This is a genomic window from Streptococcus mitis (assembly GCF_002096925.1).
Classification (GTDB): Bacteria; Bacillota; Bacilli; order Lactobacillales; family Streptococcaceae; genus Streptococcus; species Streptococcus mitis_AF.
The window spans coordinates 1-1307 of sequence record NZ_NCVN01000078.1 but is presented as its reverse complement, the minus strand read 5'-3'; the positions used below and the strand labels follow the sequence as shown (position 1 = coordinate 1307).

Genomic DNA, 1307 nt, shown 5'->3' with positions numbered 1-1307 from the left:
GCTTGTTCCAAGTGTTCAAGTGACTGAAACGTATTCTCATAACCATAAAACATTTCAGACTTAAGAATGCCAAAGAAAGATTCCATCATACCGTTATCTGGGCTATTTCCCTTACGTGACATAGATGGTTGAATTCCCTTATTCTTTAAAAAATGATGATAGAAATCGTGTTGGTATTGCCATCCTTGGTCACTATGGAGAATTGTATTTTCGTAACGGTTCTCTGTAAAGGCTTGTTCTAGCATAGCTTTCATTTGTACTAAGTTCGGCGAAGTAGAAAGATTGTAGGAGATAATTTCGCTGTTAAAGCCATCTAAAACTGGTGATAAATAAAGCTTTTGGCTGCTTGCTGGAATGGCAAATTCTGTCACATCTGTGTAGCACTTTTGCATTGGTTTGGTTGCTTCAAATTGACGTTGAATAAGATTATCTGCTTTCTTGCCAACCTCTCCTTGGTATGAAGAATACTTCCGTTTACGGCGAATTCGAGCCGTTAAACCAAGTACTTTCATCAGACGCTGCACCTTCTTATGGTTCACTACGAAGCCACGATTTCGTAATTCTAGAGTCATGCGACGATAGCCGTAATTTCCTTTATGCTCAGTATAAATTGACTGAATTTCAGCTTTAATATCATAATCTTTATCGCTTTGATCCAGCTGTTTTAAGTGGTAATAATAAGTTGAACGGGCAAGCTTAATAATCTTTAGAAGGATATCTAAAGAAAACTCTGTTACCAGTCCTTGAACAATTTCCGTTTTTCTTCTTGCTCCTTTTCGTCCCTCAATCGGAGTTCTCTCAACTTTTTTAGAATGGCATTCTCCGCTCTCAAGTACTCATTTTCTGCTTGAAGACGTTCTAATTCTGTCATATTTTCAAATCTCTTCTTTGGCTTACGTCCCATTTTAGGTGGTCTCCCTCTTGTTTTCTCAACAATAGTATACCCGTTTTTCTTATATTGTGCCAGCCAATTCGAAAGTAATCCACTACTTAGAAGAGCATAATCCAGAGACGCCCTAATTTGTGAATGCCCCTCAAGAAGAACTTTATCAATGATCTCTTGTTTTAGTTCAGGAGAATAGTAACAATTCTTTCCTTTTTTGACGAACTCTATTCCGTAACGATCAATCAATTTAATCATGTACCTAAGATTAGAATTGTTTATCCCAAATTTATTTGAAAGCTTCTCTAAGCTATATCCTTGTTTTCTAAGTTCATAGATCTGAACTTTATCATCATAACTCAATTTCATAATAAAACACCCCAAAAGTTAGATTTTTTCTGTCTAACTTTTGGGGTGCAGTACA

The 1307-nt window shown here is 36.4% G+C and carries 1 protein-coding gene; it reads right to left on the bottom strand.

Features of this window, described 5'->3' with window-relative positions; translation table 11 throughout:
• Positions 1–1252 (bottom strand): IS3 family transposase gene (locus B7692_RS07695; protein ID WP_142360061.1). Its coding sequence is split into 2 segments (ribosomal slippage), with 1253 coding nucleotides annotated over them: positions 1–811 and positions 811–1252; the frame shifts between segments, so codons are not numbered across the junction. This gene is flagged as partial in the annotation.
• Positions 1253–1307 lie beyond the last annotated feature (55 nt).